The sequence below is a fragment of the Sphingobacterium sp. ML3W genome (genome assembly GCF_029542085.1).
Lineage (GTDB): Bacteria > Bacteroidota > Bacteroidia > Sphingobacteriales > Sphingobacteriaceae > Sphingobacterium.
The window spans coordinates 5,670,972-5,692,105 of record NZ_CP107036.1 but is presented as its reverse complement, the minus strand read 5'-3'; the positions used below and the strand labels follow the sequence as shown (position 1 = coordinate 5,692,105).

The 21,134-nt window shown below is 39.4% G+C and carries 20 protein-coding genes; 2 read left to right on the top strand and 18 right to left on the bottom strand.

Annotated features, from left to right (window positions below):
• Nucleotide 1: 1 nt before the first annotated feature.
• The 8 genes from OGI71_RS23565 to OGI71_RS23530 all read right to left on the bottom strand — a co-directional run bounded on the left by OGI71_RS23565 (nt 2) and on the right by OGI71_RS23530 (nt 10,081).
• Complete coding sequence (locus OGI71_RS23565; RefSeq protein WP_282252398.1) at nt 2-1,525, bottom strand: RagB/SusD family nutrient uptake outer membrane protein; 1,524 nt, start codon at nt 1,523-1,525, stop codon at nt 2-4.
• 41 nt (nt 1,526-1,566) lie between these two features.
• A complete protein-coding gene (locus OGI71_RS23560; RefSeq protein WP_282252397.1) occupies nt 1,567-4,929 on the bottom strand; it encodes a TonB-dependent receptor in 3,363 nt (1,120 codons plus the stop codon).
• A gap of 48 nt (nt 4,930-4,977) precedes the next feature.
• Nucleotides 4,978-5,994: a FecR family protein gene (locus tag OGI71_RS23555; RefSeq protein WP_282252395.1), complete on the bottom strand. Its 1,017-nt coding sequence runs from the start codon at nt 5,992-5,994 to the stop codon at nt 4,978-4,980.
• Between the two features lie 75 nt (nt 5,995-6,069).
• On the bottom strand, nt 6,070-6,666 hold the full coding sequence (locus OGI71_RS23550) for an RNA polymerase sigma-70 factor (RefSeq protein WP_282252394.1): 597 nt from the start codon (nt 6,664-6,666) through the stop codon (nt 6,070-6,072).
• A gap of 276 nt (nt 6,667-6,942) precedes the next feature.
• On the bottom strand, nt 6,943-7,980 hold the full coding sequence (hemE, locus tag OGI71_RS23545; RefSeq protein ID WP_282252393.1) for a uroporphyrinogen decarboxylase: 1,038 nt from the start codon (nt 7,978-7,980) through the stop codon (nt 6,943-6,945).
• A complete protein-coding gene (locus OGI71_RS23540; RefSeq protein ID WP_282252392.1) occupies nt 7,980-8,498 on the bottom strand; it encodes a hypothetical protein in 519 nt (172 codons plus the stop codon). Before OGI71_RS23540 ends, hemE begins: the two co-directional genes overlap by 1 nt.
• Nucleotides 8,499-8,508: 10 nt before the next feature.
• On the bottom strand, nt 8,509-9,216 hold the full coding sequence (locus OGI71_RS23535) for a response regulator transcription factor (RefSeq protein WP_120262224.1): 708 nt from the start codon (nt 9,214-9,216) through the stop codon (nt 8,509-8,511).
• A complete protein-coding gene (locus OGI71_RS23530) occupies nt 9,206-10,081 on the bottom strand; it encodes a HAMP domain-containing sensor histidine kinase (protein WP_120262223.1) in 876 nt (291 codons plus the stop codon). Before OGI71_RS23530 ends, OGI71_RS23535 begins: the two co-directional genes overlap by 11 nt.
• Before the next feature lie 118 nt (nt 10,082-10,199).
• Between OGI71_RS23530 and OGI71_RS23525 the strand changes: the two genes are divergently transcribed.
• Nucleotides 10,200-10,904 (top strand): YjjG family noncanonical pyrimidine nucleotidase, encoded by a 705-nt coding sequence (locus OGI71_RS23525; protein WP_282256161.1) that lies wholly within the window; start codon nt 10,200-10,202, stop codon nt 10,902-10,904.
• Between the two features lie 112 nt (nt 10,905-11,016).
• Here OGI71_RS23525 and OGI71_RS23520 read toward each other — a convergent pair whose 3' ends face one another.
• From OGI71_RS23520 to OGI71_RS23510, 3 genes are all read right to left on the bottom strand, one after another.
• Entirely contained in the window at nt 11,017-11,826 is an 810-nt protein-coding gene (locus tag OGI71_RS23520; RefSeq protein ID WP_282252391.1) for a DUF1080 domain-containing protein, read from the bottom strand.
• Between the two features lie 67 nt (nt 11,827-11,893).
• Nucleotides 11,894-14,338: a TonB-dependent receptor gene (locus OGI71_RS23515; protein ID WP_282252390.1), complete on the bottom strand. Its 2,445-nt coding sequence runs from the start codon at nt 14,336-14,338 to the stop codon at nt 11,894-11,896.
• Between the two features lie 103 nt (nt 14,339-14,441).
• Nucleotides 14,442-14,723: an ATP-dependent Clp protease adaptor ClpS gene (locus tag OGI71_RS23510; protein WP_077437687.1), complete on the bottom strand. Its 282-nt coding sequence runs from the start codon at nt 14,721-14,723 to the stop codon at nt 14,442-14,444.
• Nucleotides 14,724-14,800: 77 nt separating this feature from the next.
• On the opposite strand from OGI71_RS23510, the gene OGI71_RS23505 reads away from it, so the two are divergent.
• Complete coding sequence (locus tag OGI71_RS23505) at nt 14,801-15,847, top strand: beta-ketoacyl-ACP synthase III (protein WP_282252389.1); 1,047 nt, start codon at nt 14,801-14,803, stop codon at nt 15,845-15,847.
• Nucleotides 15,848-15,852: 5 nt separating this feature from the next.
• Here the strand turns inward: OGI71_RS23505 and OGI71_RS23500 are convergent, their stop codons facing one another.
• The 7 genes from OGI71_RS23500 to atpE all read right to left on the bottom strand — a co-directional run bounded on the left by OGI71_RS23500 (nt 15,853) and on the right by atpE (nt 21,108).
• On the bottom strand, nt 15,853-16,251 hold the full coding sequence (locus OGI71_RS23500; protein WP_282252388.1) for a hypothetical protein: 399 nt from the start codon (nt 16,249-16,251) through the stop codon (nt 15,853-15,855).
• Nucleotides 16,217-16,894, bottom strand: coding sequence for a DUF4919 domain-containing protein (locus tag OGI71_RS23495; RefSeq protein ID WP_282252387.1), 678 nt, complete (start codon nt 16,892-16,894; stop codon nt 16,217-16,219). Before OGI71_RS23495 ends, OGI71_RS23500 begins: the two co-directional genes overlap by 35 nt.
• Before the next feature lie 232 nt (nt 16,895-17,126).
• Nucleotides 17,127-18,029, bottom strand: a complete 903-nt coding sequence (gene atpG / locus OGI71_RS23490) for an ATP synthase F1 subunit gamma (RefSeq protein ID WP_282252386.1) — start codon at nt 18,027-18,029, stop codon at nt 17,127-17,129.
• Nucleotides 18,030-18,107: 78 nt separating this feature from the next.
• Nucleotides 18,108-19,682, bottom strand: a complete 1,575-nt coding sequence (gene atpA, locus OGI71_RS23485; RefSeq protein ID WP_282252384.1) for a F0F1 ATP synthase subunit alpha — start codon at nt 19,680-19,682, stop codon at nt 18,108-18,110.
• Nucleotides 19,683-19,736: 54 nt separating this feature from the next.
• Nucleotides 19,737-20,279 carry a F0F1 ATP synthase subunit delta gene (locus tag OGI71_RS23480; protein ID WP_120262216.1) on the bottom strand — a complete coding sequence of 181 codons (543 nt, stop codon included), beginning with the start codon at nt 20,277-20,279 and terminating at the stop codon, nt 19,737-19,739.
• A 29-nt stretch (nt 20,280-20,308) separates the two neighbouring features.
• A complete protein-coding gene (locus OGI71_RS23475) occupies nt 20,309-20,809 on the bottom strand; it encodes a F0F1 ATP synthase subunit B (RefSeq protein ID WP_282252383.1) in 501 nt (166 codons plus the stop codon).
• A gap of 110 nt (nt 20,810-20,919) precedes the next feature.
• The gene (atpE, locus tag OGI71_RS23470; protein WP_028070619.1) at nt 20,920-21,108 is read right to left on the bottom strand and encodes an ATP synthase F0 subunit C; all 189 of its coding nucleotides are present in this window, start codon (nt 21,106-21,108) and stop codon (nt 20,920-20,922) included.
• Nucleotides 21,109-21,134: the final 26 nt, after the last annotated feature.

Genomic DNA, 21,134 nt, shown 5'->3' with positions numbered 1-21,134 from the left:
CTTAATTAATTTTATCATTTGACTTGATCTCCAATAATGGGACAGGATAAAAGTTGTGCTTAGCCGGATCGAAACTATTTCGCCCGATAGCTTGTAATGCTTCTTTCGCTTTCCCCCATCTTCTCATATCGTAGAATCGGGTATTTTCCAAGGCAAACTCCACGATACGCTCATGTTCAATGCGTTTTTTAACTTCGGTAACAGGCAAATTCAAAGGGAGTGCTGGCATATCTGCCCGCTGGCGTACCTGATTGATCAAAGGAATAGCATCTGCAGGACGGTTACGTTCATTTAAGGTTTCAGCCAATAATAATAAAACATCAGCATAGCGCATCAATGGAAGATTGACTGCTGTGCGGGACTTATCTAAATCCGCTGCTGTTCGTGGCAAATACTTTCTGAAACTTGCCCGGTCAGATCCAGCCCCAAATATTTCATCGTAGGTAAAGCCATAAACTCCCCCATTCTTTAAATCATTAAAGTAAGGATCATTACAGAACACCGTCTGGTACATACGTGAGTCATAACGTCCTGTTGTAGCGATCTTACCCTCCTTTTTAAATTCGTTTAAGAGCATCTTGCTCGGTAAGATTTCATCCCAACCGCCCAGCTCTCCTACAGCGATCCACTTATGCAGTGCTGTCCGGTAACTCGCACAATTAGCGGTATTATCAGTAAATTGAAGTTCAAAAATAGATTCTGAGCTATTTTTATTGGTGCCGTCAAACATAGAGAGAAAATCTTTTTCCAGGTTATATCCTGATACGGCTTTAAAGGCCTGTTCTGCTTTTCCGAGCAATTCCTCTTTCTTGGCTGTATTTTCATAGGCCGACGTTAAATAGCTGTAGCCAAGGTAAGCATTCGCCGCCCCTCTGGTCGCTCGACCAACATTGGCTGCCTCCTGTTTCACAGGCAAATTGCCAACCGCCGCCTCCAGATCCCCTATAATAAAAGCCCAGGCCTCATCACGTGTAGACAAAGCCTTATTAATCTTTCCTTCACTGGTAATATATTGGTCGCGGACAACGATCTTCTCCCAGTTGAGCAATAGTTTTAAATGGTAATAGGCGCGCAAGAACTTTGCTTCGGCAATAATCTGATTTTTCTTATTTGCATCCATTTCAATCGGTGCGGTCTTCTCGATAACTTGATTTGCATAAGAAATACCGCGATAGGCTTTGCTCCAATAGGCCGTAAACTGACTGTTACCATTGGTATAGCTAAAATTATAGAGTTCTACCCAGGTTTGGTAGTTCAATGCATCACTACCGATTTCGCAAGCGTCCTCACGGTAGGCCTCCACCGGGAATTTTACCTCCGCAAATTCCCAGACATCAGTTGCGGCTTCCAACTGCGAATAGGCAGCAGAAAGTCCAGACTCAGCATCCTCGGCATTACGCCAGAAGTTATCTGAAGTAAGTTTGTCCGGTGATGTTAAATCCAATTTATCGCTGCAGGACAATGTCGTGCTTAGTGCACAAGCGATACAAAGAATCCATCTATAATTTGTTCTATTCTTTTTCATCTTCTAGTTTCTTTAATTATGATACAATAAATACCCAGGTCTTAAAATGTAAATTGAACTCCAAAGGAATAGGACTTGGTAAATGGAAAAATATAACGGTCTACCCCTGTATTCAACACGCCGGACTTATTGTTAACTCCAGATGGTGCAAACTCAGGATCAATTCCTTTATATTTTGTCCAGGTATACATATTCTGTCCACTGATATAAAACCGTAGATTTTCTGAACGGATCGCATGTAACAGATTTTTAGGCAAAGTATACCCAATCTGCAGCTGACGTAGTCTAATAAAGTTACCCGATTCCAAAAAGCGTGTGGACTCACGGCTGTTTCCATTTGGATCTTGTAATACAGCACGCGGAACATCGGTATTCCGGTTATTTTCTGTCCATGCATTTAACGTACTACTCAAAAAGTTTGATCCCGAACTCATGGCTTCGAAAAAGTACCGATTCCCATTATAGAGTTTATGCCCCCAGCCGCTTCCGATCAATGCCGAAAAATCAAATCCTTTATAAGAGGCTCCAAGGTTCAATCCCACCTCCAATTTGGGAATCCCCGTACCACTATATTTCTTATCTTCATCATCAATCACACCACTACCATCGACATCAACAAAACGGATATCGCCCGGCTTGGCATTCTCTTGTAGTAATTTCCCATCCTTGTTGACATGTTTGTTTACCTCTTCCATGCTCTGAAAGATACCATCGGTTTGGTAAAGGAAGAATCCTCCAATCGGATATCCCACACGTGTCTGATTCGGAAAATGTTCGGTATCGAATTTTAGGCCATTTCCCAAAAGAATCTGGTCTTCATTAGCGAGGCTGACGACCTTATTTTTGAGGGTTGAAAGATTTAAGCCGATATCGTATTGAAACTCATTTTTTCGATTTGCATACTTGAGTTCAAGCTCAAAACCAGAGTTTCGGATCTTCCCAACATTTAATGTCGGATCTTCCAAACCTGCAGATGGAGCAACTTTCTTAGTGATCAAAAGATCATTGGTGGTCTTAATAAAGTAATTTACCGAACCTTTTAATACATTATTGAATAGACCAAAGTCAGCACCTATGTTTTTAGATTCTGTGGTCTCCCAGCTCAACAGTCGATTCTCTAGTCCCATTGCGGTACTACCGGGCCAAGGATTTCCACTTCCGCGCACATATCCCATGTACAAATTATTGTAAGTACTGATCAGCGCCTGGTGGTCGTAGTACCCCAAAGCGACCTCATTTCCGAGTTTTCCCCAGCTTCCCCTTAATTTCAGATTAGACACAAACGATTCTTTCGGGAAGAATGATTCCTCATCGATCTTCCAGCCCAATGCAATTGAAGGAAAACTTCCATATCGACTATCCTTTCCAAATTTAGATGAGCCATCACGACGTAAGGTTAACTGTACAAGGTAACGATCAGCATAAGAGTAATTGACCCGACCAAAGATAGATATACGGTTATAGTCATATTTAGAACCATCTGCGGAGAATGTTCCACCTTGTCCCGAACTGATCGTCATAAAATTTGGATCTAGAAACCCTTCTGCGCTTTCTTTAGTCACTAGTCCTCCATTTTCAACAGAATAGACAATCTTTTTGCCTTCTACCCCTACATTATTCCAATTGGATTCCTGCATATTCAACGAACTACCCAAAAGCGCGTTTAAGCTATGTTTTCCAAATTCTGTTTTATAGTTCAGGAGATTATCAAAGACCTGCTCCTGCCAATAGCTACGCCCTTCGGAATAAAAAGGAAATTCATAGGGGTTCTTTTCATCAGAAGCAAATGGTGGATAATGGAAATAGTTCTGTGTATTAATCGCGTTAAAGGCATAACTTGTTTTAAAGGTTAAACCTTTCATAATATCTATACTAACAAAAGCATTTCCGGCGAAATCCTGTTTTTTTGTCCAACTCGTTTTATAATGCTCATCGGCAACCACATTGACATTATTGGGAATACCACCCCAATTTGTCAAACCAAAACCACCTTTTTCCGCGGAGTCATACACTGGTACCAAAGGCGAAATCATATAGGCTTCTTTTAGACTAAAGTTGGGGCCATGATATTTCGAATTCGTGTAGGCCATATTCCCTTCCACGGTAAAGATATTTTTCTTGGTTCCCAATTTCATACGGACATTTTCCTTTTTGAAATCGTTCGCGATAACGACACCTTTGTCATTACTTAAATTGGCGGACAGGGAATAGCGGGTATTGTCTTGCCCGCCCCTGATGGCGACACTATTTGCTGTAGAAAGTCCGGTACGGAACACCTCCTCTTGCCAATCGGTATTATTGGTACCCGGCTTGTTGATGTAGTCAGGGAGTTTGACTGGCGTCGTGGCATACTTATTGTATTCCCCATACATTTGACGGTGCACTTTTACATAACCGTCAGCATCGAGTACTTTTAGTCGATTAGACGTTTCTGTTACATTCGTAAAGCTATTGATGTCTACCAAAATTTTTCCGGCTTTACCAGCTTTCGTTGTGACGATAACAACACCATTGGCAGCCACAGAACCATATATTGCGGCTGCGGCACCATCTTTGAGTACCTCCATGCTCTCAATATCATTGGGGTTGACATTACTGATTGTACCTGGGAAACCATCTATGATATACAGTGGTTCATTACTGCCGAAGGTATTGACTCCACGGATCTTGACCTGCACTCCCGCTCCAGCAATACCGCTATTTTTTTGCACATTGACACCAGCTGCCACCCCTTGTAATGCCTCAGCAGGGTTTGTCGTTGCACGTTTTGCCAGATCTTTTGTGCTAATGCTTGCTATTGCCCCCGTGACGTCAGACTTCTTTAAAGTACCGTATCCAATCACAACGACCTCGTCAAGTTCTCTATTTCCACCAGTTAAGGTGATATCAACATCTTTTCCCGCTTGTACATTAATTTGTTGGTTTTGGTAACCTACATAGCTAACCTGAAGTAAGTCCTTCGCATTGACTTCTAGAGAAAAGGTACCTGAAAGATCTGTAGCGACGGTCTTTCCACTGCCCGAAGCATGTATACTCACACCGGGTAATGGTTCACCTTTTTCATTTACAACAGTCCCTTTTACTTGCCCCGTTTGCTGTTTGTTTGCAGCCTTACGTTTTAATAAAATCCGTTTCCCCGTAATGTCGTATGTAATCGAGCTCTCTTGTAGCGCATCTTTCAACAGAGCTTCCAAGCTGCTTGCCTGACTATCATAGAAAAGTGGGGTCTTGACATCTACATCCGAATTACTGAACATAAATGAATAACCATACTTTTTTTCAACAATCTCGATAAGTGACTTAAGATTTGAAGACTCCTTTTTGCCTGATATCTGCTGCGCGTTTACAGCAAAGAAGGTCTGGCTGAGGAGTAAAAGACTCATCAGAATAGGTTTCTTTTTCATAATTTATGGTATATTTTGTTTTAAGTAGTTTACATCATCAATTTTTGGTTATCGTTTTTTTGAAACTATAGCTACAGATTTGCCTGCTATTGTGTATTGGATTGGTGTAATGACATTGATCAATTCCAAAATTTCTCGTAAACTTTCAGTTTTCACTTTGAATGTATAATGTCTATCGGACTCTGCTCCCCTCCAAGTAATATTGACACCATACCAACGTTCCAATTTCTTAAGAACACTTTCCAAAGATTCGTTCTCAAAAACAAGTTCTTCTGATTTCCAGGTGCTATATTGTACCGCGTCCAATTGTCGTATTTGCGTATACCGACCAGTCCGTTTATCCAGTTGGATCCAATCATTAGGTTTTAATTCTCCTATCAATTGTCCTTTTTTATCTTTTATCGCAACTTTTCCACGCAGCAGGGATACCTCTATCTTCGCATCATCCGCATAGGCTGAAACATCGAAAGCAGTTCCTTTCACCACAACATCCAAATGGGAAGTCTGCACGGTGAAAGGCATATTTTCTTTTTTTACCACATCAAAAAATGCCTCGCCTTCGAGTGTAATCTTACGATCATGTTGATTGAATGCATGCGAATAGCTCATCTTAGTTCCCGCATTTAACCAAGCTTTTGATCCATCAGGTAATATAACCTGTGACTTTTGTCCTAAAGCCGTATAAACAATCGTTTGATCCTGCGAAGATTTATTCATTGAAATATTACGCTGAATAAAATACGCTCCCAATGTCCCTGACAGAAAAATAAGAATCGCCGCAGCACTAACCAACCACCAAAAACGGTTACGGTCAAAAACAATAGTTTTTACGACAGGTTGGATACGATCTTGGATTTTGTCCCATATCCGTGGACGATCTGCCCGATCGATGATCAGTGGCAGTTCTTTGAGATGTATCCATTCGTTTTCCAGCTGCAAAAGATAATGACGATTTTGTTCACTTGAATCGAGCCAAGCTACAATCGCTTCATTTTCCTTTACATCACTCTCTTTTTTTAGATATCGAACTAATTGCTCCAGTGACGGCTTATAACTGCTATTCATTATTTTGGGTTTACGACAAATAGACACCTAGAGCGGAGAAAACCCCTAAAAGATTTTGTGTTTTTTTTAAAATATTTAAACGAGTGTGGAAAGGCCTGCACCACACATCGTTAAAACCAATAAAATCGAATCTGGATACAGTATTTGATAGCGTTCAAGTATATGTGCCCGTATTTTTTTAGACGCAATGGACATCTGATTTTCGACTGTCTTGATAGATATTTGCAGTTCCTGAGCTGCCTGCTGATAGGTCTTCTGTTCTTCCTTACAGTATTGATAGACGATTTTACATTTTTCAGGCAATTTGCCTATAGCTTCCTGATAAACAAGGGAAAACTCCTCCATATTGATACACTCCTCTGCTTCCTGGCGGGTCATTTCCTCCCTAAACCAACGTTCCAAATGAGCAGTACGTGCACTTTCATTACGTAAAGCATTGAGCACACGGTTACGGGCTGCCCGATAAAGATAAGTCTTGACATGGAAAATATGGATTTGATCCCGATCTTCCCATAGTTTAACAAATACATCCTGCAAACAGTCCTCCACCAACTGTACATCACGCGTATAATACCCTAAGAAACGGCATAGCTCGTCAAAATAATGATGAAACACTTCTTCCAGTGCTTCTTCATTAATCAGCAGCCCATCCATCAAGGTATTTTTACTCATTTATTAGGTTTTGCGACTAAGCTATAAAATAAAACAAGATTTACAAAAAAAGTAAGTGTGCTCATTTTAACATATTTTGCACGAATTTTCACCATGTCCATTATAACCCGCATTTAATGTATTACAAATACATTAAAAAAAGCTTTTTAACTATTCCCAACTGCCCTCTTTTACTCAAAAAAAAGACCTGCCAGTTATAGCAAGTCTTCTTTCTTCTTGATCGGATGTTATCTAAAATCTTGTTTCGTTTTTTCAGAACTCTTTCCAATCAAAAGTTTAATACCTAAATTCTTTCACAACCTCGATTGCATATTTTACATTATCAAAAGGAATATCAGGCATAATACCATGTCCTAAATTGAATATAAAACCATTCTCTCCGCGCATACGCTCAAATAATTCTATAATTTTCCTTTTTATAACAGGCTTTTCAGCATAGAGTACAAACGGATCTAAATTCCCTTGAACTGCTATTCCTTGAGGCAAAGATTGCTTCATATTTTTAAGATCTGCATTCCAGTCGATCGAAACCACATCTGGCTGCGCCTCCACCATCATTGGAGCAAAGACAGATGATCCTTTACAGAAAGATATTACAGGAATATCCTTGCGGTTCAATTTGGAGATGATCTGTTTGTTATAATAATGTGAAAAATCACGGTAATCATTCCAAGACAAAGCCAAAGCCCAGCTATCAAATAATTGTATCGCATTTACGCCTGCCGCAATCTGCATATTAAGATATTCTACCGTTACATCAGCAATCTTTTGAAGGATTGTATGTGCCAATTCAGGTTGATTGTTTAACATCAACTTCGTCAACTTGAAATCCTTTGAGGAACCGCCTTCAACCAAATAACTTAAAATGGTAAAAGGTGCTCCCGCAAAACCGATCAATGGAATACGATTATCAAGACGTTGTTGAATTACTTTTATGGCATCCGCAACATATTGCAATTTATCCAGACAGTCAACCGATAATGCCTCGGCATCTTTGACAGAACGAATTGGATTAGAAAAACGAGGACCTACTCCCTGTTCAAATGACAGATCGCCACCCATTGCCTCAGCTGTAACCAAGATATCCGAAAACAAGATCGCCGCATCTATTCCCAACAAATCCACGGGTAACATCGTTACGTCTGCTGCAATCTCTGGTGTTTTGCACATTTCGAGAAAAGAATACTTGTTTTTGATATCCCAGTATTCTTTCATAAAGCGTCCAGCCTGACGCATCATCCACACAGGAGGTCTCTCCGTTTGCTGCGAGAATGCAGCTCTAATCAATAAGTCGTTTTGTAAAGTAGTACTCACTATAAATGTTTTGAAATTTCGTTTTCTATTTTTGTAATAATACTGACCTGTCTTGCAGTTAAATGCAATTTGTTAGCCACATCTGTATACGCCCTTGCTCGTTCATAATCCGTTTTTCGCAGCGCGATATTAGCCAGATTGATCATTACCATACCTTTTTCATTATCTTTTTTCCAAGGTAGACGAGAAGCCAGCTGAAAATGATATTCAGCCTCATCGATACGCTCCTCCTTTAGAGCTATATTTCCCATCATAAATTCATAAAAATTACGACGGCCTTTACGAAGGGTATCCGGATTTTTTATTTCGGATAACAAGTTTTTTGTCTTTTCATAGTCTTGCCGATGAAAAGCTTGTGTTGCCAAGAAAACTGACCCCTCCCGAAAATGGCTCCAAATTAGATAACCAATTCCACCAGCCAACAATACGGCTGTCTGGTAATGACCTTGGTATAAACCATAGCCCAAAAATAACGCAGCAATAAAAATAACGGCTATTCTAGCCTTAATTGTCATCATCTTTTATTTGCTATGCGTTATTGTCGGTAAATTTATAACCAACACCTCGGATAGAGTGGAAATAGATTGGGTGCTTTTGATCCGGCTCAAAATATTTCCGGAATGTCAAAATGAAATTGTCAATGGTACGCGTCGAAGGATAGACGTCATAATTCCATACAGTTTCTAAAATCTGCTCACGGGAAACGGCTTCGTTACGACGTTCGATCAACAGCTTCAATAGCATGGTTTCTTTTTTTGTCAATGAGGTAATCGTTCCATCTGCATGATGCAATTCGTAAGAATTAAAATAGATGGTTTTATCACCGATTTGATAAGAATTCAATTCTTTAAGATCATCTGGTTTCATACCGCGACGAACCAAATTTCCTACACGGAGAATCAATTCTTCTAAATTGAAAGGTTTTACCAAATAATCATCGGCACCTTTTTTTAGTCCAGTGATACGGTCTTCGCTACTGTTCTTGGCAGTCAAAAACATGATAGGAACCTCTGTATTCTGTAGTCGGATTGTTTCTGCAACTTGAAATCCGTCAATTTCAGGGATCATAACGTCCAATATCACGAGATTGAAACGTTCCTCTTTAAAAACTTTCAATGCTTTTTTTCCGTCAGTAGCCGTAGTGACACGGTAACCTTCCATTTCGAGATTCAACTTGATTGCTTCTAACAAGTGTTCTTCATCTTCGACAAGTAATATTCTTTGTTTACTTTGCATTTCTTTCAAATGTTACTTCAAAAATACTCCCTTTAGGAGTGTTATCTTTAACTTTAATGGTCGCATCGTGCTTCTGCAACACGGTTTTCACGATATATAACCCCAAACCAGTACCTTTGGTTTTCCGTGTCGCTTCACTTCCCACGCGATAAAACTTATTAAAGATAAGTTTTTTCTCTTCATCACTGATACCGATACCATGGTCAGCAACAGAAAAAATTATTTTACTGCTCTCCGTATATAGTTTGACATCCACCATGGCACAGGCCGGTGAATATTTAATAGCATTCTCAATGAGATTTGTCACGACATTACTTATCGCAAATTTGTCACCATGGATAATAATATCCGACTCCAGGTAAGGTTTCAATACCTGTGAGCTGCATGAATTCTTTTGAAGTCGATCGACAATCTGCTCCACCAAAGAAGTAAAGTTAAAATCCTCTTTGGGCATACTGTAATTGCGGCTATCCAATTTGGTTGTCATCAAGACATTCTCTACCAGATCATCCAATCGCTCAATATCTTTTAGGGAATTTCTTAAAAAAGTCTGCTGTTGCTCTTTATCCAGATCCCGTCGCAAAATGGTCTGAATATAGAGTTTGACTGAAGCCAAAGGAGATTTCAACTCATGCGTAATAGCCAAAAGGAAATTTTGCTGCTGTTGCAACAATTTCTGTTCTCGCTCTACCAAGCGCTTTAACCGCCACGCACCCCATAAAAAAATGATCAAGAAGAAAATACCTTCGCCTATAATCATGTTCTTTTTGCTCGGATCAAACCGGATGAACATCACCCCCCACCATATCAACTGCATGATCGCGTAAAACAAAAGGAAATAAAAGAGTAAAAGCGCTTTCTTCATGTAGCAAAAATAGCTATTCACCAAGGCATTCGGAAATATCCTAAAGATTATGACACAAAGAAGAAAATTAGCCGATTCACAATAAGATAAAATCTCCCCAGAGGTGGTATATTTGTATATGTTTAATCGTGAGAAAAAGGATATTTTCTTTGATTTGGATCATACCATCTGGGATTTTGACAAAAATGCCGAAGAAAGTCTCCACGAACTATATTTTAAATACAAGTTTGACAACTTGTTTAACAAGGAATCCCCTACCCGTTTCATAGAAACTTATACGATCAACAATCATCGCCTTTGGGGATTATACCATCATGGAAAGATTTCAAAACCCGAGTTAAGAAAGGCTCGATTTGCTGATACATTTATCGAATTGGGTGTAGATCCCGAATTGTTTCCGGAAGAATTTGAACTGGAATACCTCGCGATCTGTCCTCAAAAGACGAATTTATTTCCACATGCGCATGAAACCTTGGCTTATCTGGACGAAAAATACAACCTGCATTTGATCTCCAATGGTTTTAAAGAGGCTTGTGAGACCAAATTGGAAAAAAGCAATTTGAACAAATATTTCAAAAATATCTTTATTTCTGAAGTCGTCGGAGTGAACAAACCTGATCCAAAGATCTTTCAATTTGCACTGGAAACCACGGGGGCACACGTACAACAATCATTGATGATTGGAGATAATCTGGATGCGGATGTACGTGGGGCAATGAATGTCGGAATGGATGCGATCTTCTTTAATCCGAACAGTACGGAAAAACCTGAAGATGTACCACACATGATCGTCGATCTGAAAGAATTGCAAGCAATATTATAACAGAAAAGCAGCTTTAAAAGCTGCTTTTCTGTTATAAAGTTCTGTTTTTATTCGGCAGAAATAACTCCAATACGCTTCCGGAGCTTTTAGATTTACGAAAGCCTGCGGGTTTCTATTTTAAAACTTTAACGGTTATGTTCTTAAACCAAACATCATTTCCATGATCTTGAAGACCAATCACTCCTGATTTGCTGTCTCCACCTACATGGCTCAGCAACTCAAAAGCCAAAGGCCATTTTTCTTGACTGAATTTACTTTTTTGTAATAGGTCAACCCAAGATTTATCCCATAGGGTATATTCAACGACTTTCACACCATTTTGGAAGTGCTCAACTTTACCATTGTTCACGCGGATCTTCACCTTGTTCCATTCGCCATAAGGTTTGCCATTTTGTGGTTTCGCAGGAATCATATCATACAATGATGTAGACTTACGATTCCCATCGACGCCCATTTTAGCATCTGGATGGTTTTCGTTGTCAAGAACTTGACACTCGGGTGATGAGATATAAATTGGCTGACCTTCGACTTCTTTAGCCAAAAAGAAAATTCCGGAATTTGCTCCTTTTGCTACTTTCCATTCCAATTCCAATTCGAAGTTTTTGAAGTCATGCGCGAAAATCAAATCTCCACCTTCGTCCTTGCCTACATTCGCTCCACTATCAAATTTAATTGCGCCTTCATTGATTACCCATTTTTTTGGAACTACAGTTTTATCATATCCTCTCCAGCCTTCCATGGAAGTACCATCAAAAATAATATATGCTCCGGCCTTATTCTTTTTGAATTTCTTGATATCCACACGTGGCAGATCCAAAATTTTGTAAGCTGGAACTTCTTTTTTTGCTTGCGCCACGGCAGTATTAAGATGTGCAGAAAATGCCATCACTGATACCGCAAGAACTGTTTTTAATAACTTCATTCTTTTTAGTTTTAGGTTTGTTTCAAAATTAAAATTACATATTTGGGCTTAAAAAGAGGAATATTTTTTAATATTCCTCTCCACCACCGTTTATTTCATTTGTCTGTGTTTCTTTCTTCTTCGACTTAATTAGGTCCTGACTACCAAAACGATAAGAGAGCGATAAAGTGACCATTCTCTTCATCCAACGGTGCTCAAAATTAGATATAAGTTGGGAAGTCTCTGTCACACCATTCATCTTCCGTGAGTTAAACAGGTCTCTAACATTCAGCATAATCGAAGCTTTCTTCTTAAATACATCTTTTTTCAACGCCACATCCACCCCTTTCATCGCATTCATCTGTCCTTGGGCCATGACGCGTGACGAATTGTATTCTCCTCTCATTTGAGCAGAGAAAGTAGGTGTAAAACGATAATTGGCCGTTAAATTGGCATTATAAGCGAAGTCCTTTCTCTCTTTTATATCGTAGTCCGGATTTGCATTATATTTAATGTGAATCAAATTAAGATTAAATGTAAAGTCAAAATCCTTCGTCGCATTGACTTTTGAGATAAATTCAAAGCCTGAAAGATTACGGCTCGTCATGTTTTCCCATCGACTATAGGTCCTTCCATCTTCTATTTTGTAGACAAAAGGCTGTATAACCTCACTGGCATGATTAAAGTAAGCCGAAGATATTAAATTGACCTTTCCAAAAGTTTTGGCAAAGCTCAACTCTAAACTATGTACATCTTCAGGTTTCAAATTCGGATTTCCCTGACGGTAATTCAAATCATCGGATACATTTAAAAATGGATTGACCTGCCATCCACGTGCACGTTGCACACGACGCGAATAGCTAAACTGAACTTTATCACCGTTATCAGCTACATCATAGGTCAAAAACAATGTCGGGTATAATCTGAAAAAATTCTGCTTTGCTTTGGATTCTTTTTCTACGGCATCCGGATCCTTGGAGAAATAAGTGGATTTGAGTTCAAATTGTTCACCCCGTAATCCAATTTGATAACCAATTTTATCCGTCAGCTTATTTTGATAATTGGCATAGATCGCATGGACAGCACTGGTAAAATCAAAATCATTGCTAACCCTATAGTCTCGTCCATAAATTTCATCGACGATCAAAGTATCGGATACTTGTGTATCAAAAGATTTTCTAATCTGGGAACGGTAGCCGGCCTCAAATTTGCTTGATTCAGAGAAAGGCAACACATAATCCAGTTGAAGATTGATATTCTTCCCATCTTCAGAGGTCACATTATTTCGTTGGGTATTTCTCCGTCCATCGGTATAATTTTGCAAGAAGCCATTCGTCCCATCCTCTTTGTCTCTTCCGTAGCTCGCATTCGCCGTCAATTCCTCTCCTTGTCGCTTAAATTGATGTCTGAAATCGGCGTTGAATTCATACCCTAAGTCGTCTTCAAATTGAGTGGAATTACGTACGCTCGTTCCAGTCTCCTGAGATAATTTATAAAACCGATAATCTAAATCCTCTATCCGTTTATTATCTCGAACGCTCAAATTACCCGAAAAGCTCAATGAAGTACGATCAGACATATTATAATCAAATCCGGCTTTGACCGTATGGCTATTTCCCTTCCTTGACGATTCAGATTCACTATAGTTGCGTGTCGTATCGCTTAAAAAGATATTGTCCGTTTTCCCACTGCCAACCATATTGCGTTTATTGAAGTTATAGGATCCGAAATAATTGAATTTCCGGTCACGATAATTCAATGTTATACCAGCCATATAATTATCATAGGAACCAGCAGATGTATTTACTGATCCATTCAGCCCTGTTCGAATATTTTTCTTTAAGACGATATTGATAATCCCCGTCTGCCCTTCCGCGTCATATTTAGATGAGGGATTGGTGATGACCTCAACCTTTTCTATGGAATTAGCCGGAAGACTCTGAAGCAAAGATGTGACATCGTTTCCTGCGAGTGCTGACTCGCGACCATCTATTAGAATCTTGACACTGCTGGATCCACGCAGGCTCACCGATCCATCTTGATCCACCTGAAGCGTCGGTACATTGGCTAACACATCTGTTGCTGTTCCACCCGCACTGACCAAGCTCTCGCCCACGTTAAAGGTTTTGCGGTCAATACCAATCTGCATCGCAGGCACTTTCCCTTCGACTACAACCTCCTCCAGCAGTTCACCTGTTGAATTTAAACCAACCCGTCCAAGGTCTTTGCTCTTGGACGCAACCACATCTACCCCTTCAATGGTATGCGTTTCATAACCTACGTAGCTGATACGAACATTATATTTACCCGGCTTAATATCGGAAAATAAAAGAAATCCTTGGTCTACGGACTGCCCTCCTTTGACATAACTATTGTTACTGGCATCTAAAAGTGCGGCACTGGCAGATGAAATTGGTTTGGATGTTTTGCTATCGATCAAGATAGCTTTGATTTGACCGGTTTGTGCAAAAGCCACAACCGGCAGAAGAAATACAAGTAATAAAAATTTAAACGATTTAGCGTTAAATAACATGAGAGCTTCAGCTTAGTTTATAGTTCAGTGCAAATAAAACTAAAACTTAGAGACAAACTTGAAGCGTAACCACATTATTACGGTAACAAAAAGGATAGTAAATTTATTCCACAGAGACCGTCAAGCCTTCTGCTTTCAAAATCTTACGGTAGATTTCCATCTCTGTAAAAGTACCCTCCAAAACGGCACACTTCCCTTCAGTATGTACTTTCCAGGCAATTTTTTCAGCTTGCTTTTCGGTATATTGAAGGTGATACATCAAACAATGAATCACATGGTCGAACGTGTTCGTTTCGTCATTCCACAAAATCAGGCGATTAGAGTCCTTAACAGACGCTAATATCTCTTCTAACGTAAAGGTTTCTTCAGCAGTTTGGGTACCCATGCTGCAAAAATAGAATATTTTTTTCTAAATTAACGACAATATAAAAGGGAAGAAACAATCAATTAGAGGAATTTATTATGTTTCAGTCGAAAATCGCAGGAATTGGCTATTACGTTCCGAAAAACGTATATACCAACAATGACTTAACACGTTTCATGGATACCAGCGATGAATGGATTCAGGAAAGAACGGGGATCAAAGAGCGTCGCTATGCCGACCGTATCGGAGAAACAACAACCACAATGGGGGTTGAAGCTGCGAAGATAGCCATAGAACGCGCCAATATCAGTAAGGAAGATGTCGATTTCATTATCTTCGCAACCTTGTCACCCGACTATTATTTTCCCGGTTGTGCGGTATTACTACAACGGGAAATGGAAATGAACGAAGTGGGCGCATTAGATATTAGAAACCAATGTTCGGGCTTCATCTATGCCCTGTCCATAGCAGATCAATTTGTCAAAACGGGGATGTACAAAAATGTACTTGTAGTGGGTTCCGAGAAACATTCATTTGCACTCGACTTTTCCACCAGAGGACGTGCTGTTTCTGTTATTTTCGGTGATGGTGCCGGAGCTGTGGTTGTTCAGCCAACAACAGAAACCGGTAGAGGCATTTTGAGTACACATTTACATTCAGATGGGGCTGAGGCAGAAAAGCTCGCTATGTACTATCCGGGGGCATCCAGTGGAATCTGGTTAGATAAAATGCCAGACTGGCCTGAACAGGAATTGGGCGGATTATTGATGACCAAAGAAATGCTTGAAGATGGAACTGCGTTCCCAAATATGGACGGACAGGCCGTTTTCAAAAAGGCCGTTGTAAAGTTCCCCGAAGTTATTCATGAGGCTTTGACAAAGAACAACCTTAAAACTTCTGACATTGACCTGTTGATCCCTCATCAGGCCAATCTTCGTATTTCACAGTTTGTGCAGAAAACCTTAGGATTAAATGAGGATCAGGTCTTCAACAATATCCAAAAATATGGTAATACCACAGCAGCCTCCATACCGATCGCACTATGTGAGGCTTGGGAAGCCGGAAAAATTAAAGAGGGTGATCTTATTTGTTTAGCCGCCTTTGGCGCAGGCTTCACTTGGGGATCCGCCTTAATCAGGTGGTAGCTTACCTATTTAGGGGAGACGATAAATAAATCTTCTCCCCGATCTTTAAAATGTTTTTTGAGCTTTTTCATGTAATCTTGGCGACAGGGTTCAACCAATTTCATCATCTCTCTTCGCTCCCCACTACTTTCATCCCAGTTAGACTTCGCTATCTCCAAAATAGTATAATTTTCCAGCAACTTTTCAGTAGAACAAGTACAATATCCTGTAACGATCGAGTCAGGAGTAGATATTGGAATACTCTCATAAAGTTTCTCTTTACAAGATTCAACAACCTCTAATTTTGTTGTTTTATTATCAATTTTATAATTACAGGAGAATAACATCAGAACAGGAAAGATGATTATAAACCTCAAGAATAGCTTTCCATTATGGATTGCTTTTCGTCCCGAATATCTTTGCATATCCCTCAAAAATCTTTTCTATATTAAAATAAATACCTTTATCAAAAACAGTGTTATTTTCAGTGGTCAGCAAATCACAGTTTTTAACTGTCCGCTGACCGGTCACCGAAACATTCAATACATCACAGATAACATACTCGTCAGAAACATTCAATATGTGCAAAGCCGTTTCAAGCGATTTACCGTCACCGGTTGAGAAAATCGCTTTTAATATACCAATAAACTGCTTATCCAACTTAGCGGCAAATTCGTTGTCAGCAAATTTATGCGCTAATGCGCTCCCTGCCGAGAGTGCCCTCAAATCGAACGGATATAGGTGTTTGATCGCAAATAATGAATCTTTAAATATTTGATAGGTTTTGTCATTGACAGATCTAGCCATTTTGCTAATCAAATTATTTCCACGACCAGCTGGGCTATAGTTATCCTGAAAATATTGACCATAATACAATACAAAATAGTGCTCATCACTCAATGTTGTATCGAGATCATTGAATCTCTTTAATAATTTATTATAATTATTTTCGGAGTTTTCCGCAGCGATTACCTTCTTGATCTCATCATATTGGGGTTTTTGCCAATGTACTTGGGCAAAAGTCAAAGAAGTAGTAAAAAGACCGAATAACAAAAACAATAATTTCATAAAATTAGGGATTTGACATTTTTCAATGTTTAAATAATTGATTAAAGCTACAAAAAATTAAAGAAATCAGCTTATTTTTCTCCAGTCTCAACTCATCTTAAATATAAACCGGATTTTTATGTATAACGACTTTTCCATTCTGCCAATTAATAGAAAGGCTCCAAATTAAAACCGCATAAAAAAAGCGTTAACCTTTCGATTAACGCTTTTTTATGCTTTCCCGATTACAGGATTATCCGTTTGATAAAGCTGCCGCTCCAGAGACAATCTCCGTCAATTCTGTTGTAATTGCCGCCTGACGTGCCTGGTTGTACGATAACTTAAGTGATTTTATTAAGTCACCAGCATTTTCAGTTGCTTTATCCATTGCTGTCATACGCGCACCATGCTCAGAAGCATTGGAATCTAAAACAGCTTTGTATAATTGAATCTTGATGGCTTTAGGAATTAATTCTTCGATAATCTTCTCTTTGGAAGGTTCAATGATATAATCCACTTCAGCTTCAATTTTTGCTTTATGCGTGTGTTGTGTGTTTTCCTCCGCAGGTGGTAATAAAGGCAAAATCTGCTCTGCTGTCAACTCTTGAACTGCAGCGTTTTTGAATTGGTTATACACCACTTCAACACGATCAAAATTACCTTCCTTAAATTGTTCCATGATAAATTCTGTCACTACAGAAACAGATCCAAAATTTAAATCAGAAAACAAGTCTGAGTGGTTAGCTATCACATCGAAATTACGCTTCGAATAGAAATCGTAACCTTTTTTACCAATAGCGATGATACTCAAATTGCCTTTCGCATGCTGCTCGGCATATTTGTTAGCGATCAAGTTATTAGTCATCTTGATAGCATTCGCGTTGAATGCCCCAGCCAAACCTCTATTAGAAGAAACAACAACGATCAACACCTTATTTGGCTCACGATCTACTGTGAAAGGAGAATTACTTCCCTCCACACTTGCAGAAACATCAGCCAAAATATCTCTTAGTTTATTCGCATATGGGCGCAATTGTAAGATAGCGTTAGTAGCGCGCTTCAATTTAGCAGCCGAAACCATTTTCATGGCTTTAGTGATCTGCTGTGTTGATGATACCGAGGTAATCCGGTTTCTTACTTCTTTTAAATTTGCCATATTTGTTTTAAGTATCAAGTACCTAGTATTGAGTATTGAGCCTAGTCAATAGACTCAATACCAAATACTCATTACTAATTAATATTTTGATGCTAAATCCTTAGCTACTTTTTCTAATACTGCAGTCAACTCATCAGAGAATTTACCAGCTTTGAACGCTGACAAAACTTCTGGATGACGTTGTTCCAACTGTGTCAAGAATTCTTCTTCAAACTCTCTTACTTTATTTACTGGAACATTACGCAATAAACCTTTCGTTCCAATGTAAATGATCGCAACTTGTTTCTCTACAGAAACTGGAGAGTATTGACCTTGTTTCAAGATCTCAACGTTACGAACACCTTTATCCAATACAGCCTTAGTAGCGGCATCTAGATCAGAACCGAATTTCGCGAAAGCTTCCAATTCACGGTACTGCGCTTGATCCAACTTTAATGTACCTGATACTTTTTTCATCGGTTTGATCTGAGCGTTACCACCCACACGAGATACCGAAATACCTACGTTGATCGCCGGACGAATACCAGCATTAAATAAGTTAGACTCCAAGAAGATCTGACCATCTGTAATAGAGATTACGTTGGTAGGGATATATGCCGAAACGTCACCTGCTTGTGTTTCAATGATCGGAAGAGCTGTCAATGAACCACCACCTTTAACCAAATGCTTGATAGACTCAGGAAGGTCATTCATGTTACGAGCGATATCATCAGAAGAGTTGATTTTCGCTGCACGCTCTAATAAACGGCTGTGTAAGTAGAATACGTCACCTGGGTATGCTTCGCGGCCTGGAGGACGACGTAACAATAAAGAAACCTCACGGTAAGCCACAGCTTGTTTAGACAAATCATCATAAACGATCAACGCTGGACGACCTGTATCACGGAAGAACTCACCGATAGCAGCACCCGCCATTGGCGCGTAGAATTGAAGTGGAGCAGGATCCGCCGCAGAAGCAGCGACTACAACTGTATAAGCCATTGCTCCTCTTTCCTCCAATGTACGAACGATATTCGCTACAGTAGAATTCTTTTGACCTACAGCAACGTAGATACAGAATACAGGTTGACCTGCATCATAGAATTCTTTTTGGTTTAAGATCGTATCGATACAAACCGCAGTTTTACCTGTTTGACGGTCACCGATTACCAACTCACGTTGACCACGACCTACTGGAATCATCGCATCAATCGCTTTGATACCTGTTTGTAATGGCTCAGTTACCGGTTGACGATAGATAACACCCGGAGCTTTACGCTCAATAGGCATTTCATACAATTCACCTTGGATAGGCCCTTTACCATCAATTGGTTGACCCAATGTATTCACAACACGTCCCAACAAACCTTCTCCAACTTTGATGGATGCAATACGGTTGGTACGTTTAATAGTATCTCCTTCTTTAATTTCGTCAGAAGGACCTAAAAGTACAACACCGACGTTGTCTTCTTCTAAGTTTAATACAATACCTTGTAATCCGTTATCAAATTCAACCAACTCACCGGACTGAACTTTAGTTAAGCCGTAAATACGAGCAATACCGTCACCTACAGCAAGTACGGTACCCACTTCCTCTAGTTCGGCTTCTGATTTAAAGCCCGACAATTGTTCTCTTAGAATTGCCGAAACTTCATCTGGTCTTACCTCTATCATTTTAATTATTATAAGGGGTTTTTTGATTTATTTTACTTCAAGTATCAGAATAACTTAGTTACCCTGATTCAAATATCTTTCTAATTTATTCAACTTACCAGCAATACTTGCATCAATCTGGCGGTCGCCAACATTGACTACAAATCCACCGATCAAACTGCTATCGACTTTATTGTTCAATATCACCTGAGCGTTGGTTTCTTTTGCAAGTACATCTTTCATCGCTGCCAAATTAGCTTCAGAAAGTGGCGCTGCAGATGTAACTGTAGCTTTCACAATACCTTTTACCTCGTTATACTCACGGACAAATTCCTGAGCAGTAGCATATACTATTGTACCACGACCTTTGTTGATCATGATCTTAAAGAATGCCAAGATATTCGGATTGATCTTATCTTTAAATAAAGCATCCAATATGTTTTTCTTCTTGTCCAAAGGAACAATAGGATTGGCCAAAACAGCCTGCAATTCCGAACTGGATTTTAAAACAGCAATGAACGAATCCATATCTGTCTTGATGGTCTCCAGTGAGCCTTGCTCGCTAGCCAAGTCAATTAATGACTTTGCATATCTCGATGCTACTTTAAATACTGACATAATTCTATTTCGTAATTTGAGTGACCGGATTAGTTCAATTTAACATCATTCAGCAAATCTGCCACTAAAGCTTCTTGCTTACCTTGGTCCTCAAATTCTTTTGTTAACACTTTACGAGCGATATCCAAAGACAAAGAAGAAACTTGTGATTTTACCTCAGCCAAAGCTTTATTCTTTTGTTCTTCGATCTCCTCTTTCGCTTGAGCAATCATTTTAGCACCTTCATATTGTGCCTGTGTTCTTGCTTCAGCAACGATTTTCTCTTTTAGCTCTTTTGCTTCTTTAAGGATAACATCACGTTCCGCACGAGCCTCTTTAAGCAATTGTTCGTTCTCATTTGTCAAACGAGCCATTTCTAATTTAGCCTTCTCAGCAGCTTCCAATGCATTCGCAATCCCTTGCTCACGTTCATCCAAAGCGTTGACGATAGGTTTCCAAGCAAACTTGCCCAATAAAAAGATCACAACCAATAAGATGATTAGTTGCCAAAAGAACAAACCGTACGAGAACTGATTAATTAATGCTTCCATTTATATACAATTGTAAATTATAATTTTCTTTTGTTTGTATTTTTTTGTTTAAATACAGTCTGCAACCAACCGTTGCAAACTGTATTTAGTAAACTTTTAATCAGCTTGGATTATTTACCTAAGATTAAAGCACCGAATGCTAAACCTTCAACTAAGGCACCAATGATGATCATCGCAGTTTGAATTTTAGATGCTGCTTCTGGTTGACGAGCGATAGCTTCCATAGCTGAACCACCGATTTTACCTAAACCTAAACCTGCACCGATTACGATTAAACCTGCTCCAATTAAGTTGTACATAATAATTATTTTATAAAATTTAACAA

Bases quoted from the DNA above. Each gene is read 5' to 3' on its own strand.
- OGI71_RS23565 (WP_282252398.1), bottom strand. From the start codon at position 1,525: ATGAAAAAGAATAGAACAAATTATAGATGGATTCTTTGTATCGCTTGT.
- OGI71_RS23560 (WP_282252397.1), bottom strand. From the start codon at position 4,929: ATGAAAAAGAAACCTATTCTGATGAGTCTTTTACTCCTCAGCCAGACC.
- OGI71_RS23555 (WP_282252395.1), bottom strand. From the start codon at position 5,994: ATGAATAGCAGTTATAAGCCGTCACTGGAGCAATTAGTTCGATATCTA.
- OGI71_RS23550 (WP_282252394.1), bottom strand. From the start codon at position 6,666: ATGAGTAAAAATACCTTGATGGATGGGCTGCTGATTAATGAAGAAGCA.
- OGI71_RS23540 (WP_282252392.1), bottom strand. From the start codon at position 8,498: ATGATGACAATTAAGGCTAGAATAGCCGTTATTTTTATTGCTGCGTTA.
- OGI71_RS23535 (WP_120262224.1), bottom strand. From the start codon at position 9,216: ATGCAAAGTAAACAAAGAATATTACTTGTCGAAGATGAAGAACACTTG.
- OGI71_RS23530 (WP_120262223.1), bottom strand. From the start codon at position 10,081: ATGAAGAAAGCGCTTTTACTCTTTTATTTCCTTTTGTTTTACGCGATC.
- OGI71_RS23525 (WP_282256161.1), top strand. From the start codon at position 10,200: ATGTTTAATCGTGAGAAAAAGGATATTTTCTTTGATTTGGATCATACC.
- OGI71_RS23520 (WP_282252391.1), bottom strand. From the start codon at position 11,826: ATGAAGTTATTAAAAACAGTTCTTGCGGTATCAGTGATGGCATTTTCT.
- OGI71_RS23515 (WP_282252390.1), bottom strand. From the start codon at position 14,338: ATGTTATTTAACGCTAAATCGTTTAAATTTTTATTACTTGTATTTCTT.
- OGI71_RS23510 (WP_077437687.1), bottom strand. From the start codon at position 14,723: ATGGGTACCCAAACTGCTGAAGAAACCTTTACGTTAGAAGAGATATTA.
- OGI71_RS23505 (WP_282252389.1), top strand. From the start codon at position 14,801: ATGTTTCAGTCGAAAATCGCAGGAATTGGCTATTACGTTCCGAAAAAC.
- OGI71_RS23500 (WP_282252388.1), bottom strand. From the start codon at position 16,251: ATGCAAAGATATTCGGGACGAAAAGCAATCCATAATGGAAAGCTATTC.
- OGI71_RS23495 (WP_282252387.1), bottom strand. From the start codon at position 16,894: ATGAAATTATTGTTTTTGTTATTCGGTCTTTTTACTACTTCTTTGACT.
- atpG (WP_282252386.1), bottom strand. From the start codon at position 18,029: ATGGCAAATTTAAAAGAAGTAAGAAACCGGATTACCTCGGTATCATCA.
- atpA (WP_282252384.1), bottom strand. From the start codon at position 19,682: ATGATAGAGGTAAGACCAGATGAAGTTTCGGCAATTCTAAGAGAACAA.
- OGI71_RS23480 (WP_120262216.1), bottom strand. From the start codon at position 20,279: ATGTCAGTATTTAAAGTAGCATCGAGATATGCAAAGTCATTAATTGAC.
- OGI71_RS23475 (WP_282252383.1), bottom strand. From the start codon at position 20,809: ATGGAAGCATTAATTAATCAGTTCTCGTACGGTTTGTTCTTTTGGCAA.
- atpE (WP_028070619.1), bottom strand. From the start codon at position 21,108: ATGTACAACTTAATTGGAGCAGGTTTAATCGTAATCGGTGCAGGTTTA.